Raw genomic sequence first — 6,051 nt, forward strand, 5'->3', positions numbered from 1 at the left:
GGCGCTGCTCACCAGCGAGGCGGCGTCTCTGCCCGGCAGGCCTGGCCCGGCGCAGGTAAAAAGCCTGGCAGCGTGCGTATTGGCATGGGTAATGCCCCCGTTGCCGTTCAATACCAGCAACGGATAACTCAACGATTCGTGCGCGTTGCGCAACAGGGCCTCAAGCCGCTGCCCGCTGACTTCAATATTCTGCTGGCGCACCCGCATGCCGATATAGTTGGCGAATGTGGTTACCAGCGCCAGGGCCTGTATTTCAGGACTGGCTATATTGCCGGAAATGGTCAAGACCGCCAGCACGCCTGAAGCGTCGGCAAGAATGGGGGCCGAAGCGCAACGCCACGAGTGAAGCGCCGCGCTGTAATGCTCATATCCGTAAATCTGCACCGGGCTGCAGCGGCGCAAGGCCATGCCGATGGCCGATGCGCCGACCTTGTCGATATTCCTGTCCGCGCCGGGCATATTGTATTGCGCGCGCGCCACGTCCAGCAGGTCCTTGTCACCCACTGTGGCAAGAATATGCCCGGATGAAGCGGTAAGTATGGCCATATGCCCTGTACCGTTGATGCACGCGTCCAGCATGTCCAGAACCGGGGCCGCAGCCGTCAGCAGCGCGGCGGAGCGGTCGCACAGGTCCCTGAATGGCTGACGCTCCAGCACCGGCACTTCAAGAACACGCAGGGGATCAATGCGCGCCTTACGGCTGAGCAGCCATCCGTCCAGAATATGCTCGGGGATGCGCCCGCGAATCTCACCGCCATCAATAAAATCTTTCCAGGCATCATGAATGGTTTGCTGATACACAGGATTTTGTGGTGAAACGCCGGACGAAAGACACTTCATGCCGTACTCCTTCTCTGCCTGTATCAAAAAGACACACAACTGTAGCGTAACGCTACAGTTGCTACATATTTTACCAATCGTGATTTTTTTGTGCAACACCAGCTTTTCTGCAGCCATTTGCGCCAATTTTATAATACAAATACTCTGGCAGCATTTTTGCAGTCCTCTTTTGCCAGAATATTTTGAAATGATGTTGCATCAGGCACAAGGGCGGTCTTTTTCAAAACCGCGCCCACGGTGGTATCGCAACCGGGCATGTGCCGACCATATCTCTTCCTGCAAGAACAGCAAATGCTGCGCAGGAAGAAGCCGCACAACATCCATTGAGGGTATGCTCTGTTTTCAATCGCCAACATCGGAGAAACTGATGCACAAGTATGACGCTTTTCTGGACGTAGCTATGCGTGCCGCAGATATTTCACGTCGCATACTGACGGAACACAGGCAAAAATATTTGTGCGGGGCTTACGGATTCAAAACCAAGAGTGACGCCAGCCCCGTTACGGAAACAGATGAGCGTGTGGAACGCGAAATACGCACGCTTGTTTCCGGAGCTTTTCCCGACCACGGCATGCTTGGCGAAGAATATGGAGCCGATGCGGCCACGGCCGAGTTTGTCTGGGTTATCGACCCCATCGACGGAACCCGGCAGTTCATCGCGGGCTATCCGTTTTACGGCACGCTCATAGCCCTTTGCCGCAACGGCGTTCCGGTGCTCGGCGTGGTGGAAATGCCGGTTATGGCTGAACGTTGGGTGGGGGTGCAGGGACGCCAGTCCACAGTCAACGGCCTGCCCATCCACACGCGCCCGCAGCCTGACCTGGCTGCCGCCCTGGCAGCCTCAAGCAATACGGAGTTCGTTTTCGACGCAGACAAAGCCGCCTACAACCGCCTGACGGCAGCGACCAAATGGCGCGTCTACGGCGGGGCCTGTTACGGCTACATGAGCCTTGCCGCAGGCAAGATAGACCTGTGCTTTGACAGCGGCATCATGCGTGAGGTGGACTACTGCGCCCTTGTACCCATTGTGGAAGGCGCGGGCGGCGTCATGTCCGACTGGGACGGCAAGCCGCTGACCATGCATTCGGGGATGCAGGTGCTCGCCAGCGGCGACAAGAGACTGCACGAACAGGTGTTGCGTGAAATAGAAAAAACCCGCTAGTCAACGGCTCACCTGTTACACCACGAGCGTATGCCATGTTAGATTTTTTCAAAGCATCACCTCCGCGCCCTGTCACCAAAAGTACCGAAGAGATCAACAAAGACTACAAGTATTGGCGACTCCACCTCATGACGTCAATCTGGCTTGGCTACGCCGTATTTTATTTTACGCGCAACAGCTACAAGTCCATCATGCCTGCCATGCTCAAAGACCTTGACTGGCAGCTCTCCGACGTGGGCATTCTGAGCACGATCTTTTATGTCGTCTACGGCTCTTCCCGTTTTCTGGGCGGCATAATCAGCGACAAGTCCAATCCGCGCTATTTCATGGGCGTCGGCCTTATTATCACGGGCATCATCAACATCGCCTTCGGCATGAGCTCTTCCCTGCCTGCTCTGGCCCTGCTGTGGGGCCTCAACGCCTTTTTTCAGGGGTGGGGCTGGCCCCCCTGCACCAAGATTCTCACCACATGGTACTCGCGCAACGAACGCGGCTTCTGGTGGGCCGTATGCAATACCTCGCACAATGTGGGCGGGGCCATTATTCCCCTGCTGGCAGGCTGGCTGGCCGTCCACTACGGCTGGCGCTACGGCATGATTGTGCCGGGCATTGTGGGCATAGTCATGGGTGCTGTTCTTTGCGTCATCCTGCGCGACCGGCCGGAATCAATGGGCCTGCCCAAAGTGGGAGAATGGCGCAAGGACGAACTGGAACTGGAGCAGGTAAAAAAGAGCGAAAGTTCGCTCACGACATGGCAGGTCTTGCGCCGTTATGTGTTCACCAACAAATTCATCTGGCTGCTGGCAGTCTCGTACGTGCTCGTTTACGTGGTGCGCATAGGCGTCAATGACTGGGCCAACATGTATCTGGTGAAAGAGCATGGGGTTGACCTGCTCGTGGCAAACAGCGCCATCACCATGCTCGAGATAGGAGGCTTCATCGGAACCATCGCCGCTGGCTGGGGATCGGACAAGATTTTCAAAGGTAACCGCATACCTATGAACATCATCTTCATGCTGGGCATCATGTTTTCGGTGGGCGCGCTCTGGCTGTTGCCTCTGACCTCAAAACTGGCGCTGGGAACGGTTTTCTTTCTCATAGGCTTTTTTATCTTCGGTCCCCAGATGCTTACGGGCATGGCTGCCGCCGAAGTCTGCCACAAGGAATACGCGGGCACAGCCACCGGCTTTGTGGGGCTTTTCGGCTACATGGGCGCGGCTCTCACCGGGCTGCCCCTGGCAATGATCATAGAATCCGCCAGCTGGAACGGATTTTTCATTGTCATGACCGCGGCCTCGCTGCTCTCCGCAGTGCTCATCATCCCCATAATCGGCGGCAAGAAATAGGCAGGGCATCCTGCTGCGCCAGGCCCTGTTCCAAGGGCAGAAGAGGACGGCCTTGTCACCTCCTTGCGAGGTGACAAGGCAAACCAGAAATCACGATGTTGACCAGAAACAAAAATATATTGTCGGCAGAGTATTTGCCGGAAACAATGCGAAACATTTTGACGGAGGCTTCATGAACAATATCCACGGTATTTTCGCAGTTACGGTTACCCACTTCAATGATGACGGCAGCATTGACTACAAGTCCATATCCAAGCATGTACAATGGCTGCTCCAGTCCGGCGTTCACGGTATCATGCCCGTGGGGGCCACCGGCGAATGGCCTGCCCTTTCCACACAGGAGCGCAGGCAGGTTGCCGAATTTGTCATGAAAGAGGTGGGCGGCAAGGTCCCGGTGATCGTGGGGGCCATTTCGCCCAATGTGGACGTTTCCGTTGAACTGTCGGAACATGCCGGTTCCATAGGCGCGGCGGGCGTCATGATCCTTCCCCCTCCCGGCGTACACCCGAGCCAGCATGAAATATATGAATTTTATAAATATATTTCCGCCAAAAGCCCCCTGCCGGTCATGGTGTACAACAATCCCGGCAGTTGCGGCGTGGCCGTGTCCCCCGAAACGCTGGTCAAGTGCGCCCAACTGCCCAATATGGGCTTTCTCAAGGAATCCAGCGGCGACATCATGCGCCTGACCCGATCTGTAGACGAGGTGGGCGACCGTCTGGTGGTTTTCTGCGGCTGCGAAAGCCTGGCCTATGAAAGCTTCGTTATGGGGGCCAAGGCATGGGTGTGCGTTCTGGCAAACATCGCTCCTGCCATGTGCGTCAGGCTGTACGACCTCATCGTCAATAAAGGCCAGCTTGACGAAGCCCGCCAGGTGTACCGCCGGATGCTGCCCCTGCTGCGCCTGCTGGAAGATACCGGGGAACTCTGGCAGGTGGTCAAGCACGCCCTGGCGCTCAAGGGTTTCGGCAGCGGCAGGCTGCGCCGGCCCCGCCAACCCATTTCGGAAGGCGTGCGTCTTGAGCTTGAAAAGGTGCTCGCGCAGACGGATTTTAACTGACGTCATATGCCGGGAGGCGGCCACGGGCCGTCTCCCGCACATGTTTTCATGCAATCAGGAACAGGGGAAACTGCCATGAGCAGCAAACATGCGGCCAGTGCCGTTGTCATTGGCGGGGGAGCCGTCGGTACGGCCGTGGCCTGCTATCTCGCCATGGACGGGGTGGATGTCGCCCTTGTTGAGCGCGGCGAGTTCGCCTGGGGTTCCAGCCGCCGCTGCGATGGCCATGTGGTCACCTATGACACGCCGCCGGGCGCCTACAGCCGGTTCTGCAAATGCGGGCAGGACATGTTTCACGATGCCGCCAAATTCCTGCCTGTGGACTTCGAATTCTGCCCCGAAGGCCTTGGTCTGCTGGTTGATGACGAGCGCGACCTTGAAGCGGTGCGCGCCAACTACGAAGGCAAGAAAAAAGAAGGCATTGACGTGACCCTGTGGGACAGGGACGAACTTCGCCACCACGAACCCAATATCGGCGACAGCATCCTTGCCTGCCTGAATTTCAATGGCGACTGCAAGCTTAACCCCATGCGCCTTTGTCAGGGCCTTGCCATGCACGCCAGGGCCAATGGCGCGACACTCATGACCGGAACCCGCGTCACCGGGCTGCATGTGGAAAAAGGCCGCATCACCGCTGTGGAAACGGACAAGGGGTGCATACATGCGGCCAATGTTGTCCTTGCGGCGGGCGTATGGACGCCGGAGCTTGCCCACATGGCGGGCATCGCCGTTCCCATCCGCCCCAGGCAGGGGCATGTGCTGGTCACGGAACGTGTGCGCAACCTGGTGGGAAAAAACTATGCCGAATATGGCTACCTGCTGACCAAGGACGGAAAAACACGGGGCAACGTCACTCCTGAAATGGAGCAGTTCGGCGTGGCTTTTGTGCTTGAGCCTTCCCATGCCGGAACCGTCCTGCTCGGCAGCAGCCGCCGCTATGTGGGCATGGACATTCGCCCCAACCCCGCCGTCATGCGCGCCATAGCCCAACGCGCCCGCCATTTTTATCCCGCTCTGGGCCAAACCCGGCTTATCCGCTGCTATGCGGGCCTTCGTCCCTGCACTCCGGATGCCAAACCCATCATCTCGCCCACCCACATCAGGGGACTTTTCATGGCTTCGGGCCACGAGGGCAATGGCATCGGGCTTTCCCTTATCACCGGCAAGCTCATTGCGGAAATGGTACGCGGGCAGTCTCCTTTTATGGACATAAGCCGCATGAGCCTTGACAGGTTCGGGCTTAATCCAGCGGCCCATACTCCAGAAACGGCTTCTGCCTGAGGAGAACGAGCATGTTTGTCAAAGTGACCCCTCCTGCGGGAAAGCAGGTAACCATTTATTTTGAAGGACAGGCCCTTGAGGTGCAAAGCGGCATCAGTGTGGCCGCCGCGGTGCTCGGCCCGTCACACGGCTGGACGCGCACAGACCATGAGGGGAACAAACGCGGCCCCTACTGCCAGATGGGTGTGTGCTTTGAATGCCTTATGACCATCAATGGCGTGCCGGACCAGCAGGCATGTCTCATTACCGTGGCCGAAGGCATGCGGGTGAACCGCCAGAACGGCGCACCGGACTTCGCCAGGGAGGCGGACCATGCGTAGCGTGTGGGATGTCATTATCGTGGGGGCCGGACCGGCCGGCAT

Annotated in this window: 6 protein-coding genes; 5 read left to right on the top strand and 1 reads right to left on the bottom strand. The window is 57.8% G+C overall.

The genetic code is table 11. From position 1 onward, the window contains the following. Nucleotides 1–840, bottom strand: an 840-nt coding sequence (locus V6C07_RS05770) for a hypothetical protein (RefSeq protein ID WP_333535412.1), incomplete at its 3' end; no start/stop codon positions are given. A 367-nt stretch (nt 841–1,207) separates the two neighbouring features. Between V6C07_RS05770 and V6C07_RS05775 the strand changes: the two genes are divergently transcribed. The 5 genes from V6C07_RS05775 (at nt 1,208) to V6C07_RS05795 (ending at nt 6,009) form a co-directional block, all read left to right on the top strand. After that, complete coding sequence (locus V6C07_RS05775; protein ID WP_333535413.1) at nt 1,208–2,002, top strand: inositol monophosphatase family protein; 795 nt, start codon at nt 1,208–1,210, stop codon at nt 2,000–2,002. A gap of 35 nt (nt 2,003–2,037) precedes the next feature. Then, nucleotides 2,038–3,348: an MFS transporter family glucose-6-phosphate receptor UhpC gene (gene uhpC, locus V6C07_RS05780; protein WP_333535414.1), complete on the top strand. Its 1,311-nt coding sequence runs from the start codon at nt 2,038–2,040 to the stop codon at nt 3,346–3,348. A gap of 172 nt (nt 3,349–3,520) precedes the next feature. Further along, the gene (locus tag V6C07_RS05785) at nt 3,521–4,408 is read left to right on the top strand and encodes a dihydrodipicolinate synthase family protein (RefSeq protein ID WP_333535415.1); all 888 of its coding nucleotides are present in this window, start codon (nt 3,521–3,523) and stop codon (nt 4,406–4,408) included. 75 nt (nt 4,409–4,483) lie between these two features. Further along, the gene (locus V6C07_RS05790; RefSeq protein ID WP_333535416.1) at nt 4,484–5,689 is read left to right on the top strand and encodes an NAD(P)/FAD-dependent oxidoreductase; all 1,206 of its coding nucleotides are present in this window, start codon (nt 4,484–4,486) and stop codon (nt 5,687–5,689) included. 11 nt (nt 5,690–5,700) lie between these two features. Further along, nucleotides 5,701–6,009 carry a (2Fe-2S)-binding protein gene (locus V6C07_RS05795; protein ID WP_333535417.1) on the top strand — a complete coding sequence of 103 codons (309 nt, stop codon included), beginning with the start codon at nt 5,701–5,703 and terminating at the stop codon, nt 6,007–6,009. Nucleotides 6,010–6,051 lie beyond the last annotated feature (42 nt).

The sequence above is a fragment of the Desulfovibrio sp. 1214_IL3152 genome (genome assembly GCF_036763055.1).
GTDB lineage: Bacteria > Desulfobacterota > Desulfovibrionia > Desulfovibrionales > Desulfovibrionaceae > Desulfovibrio.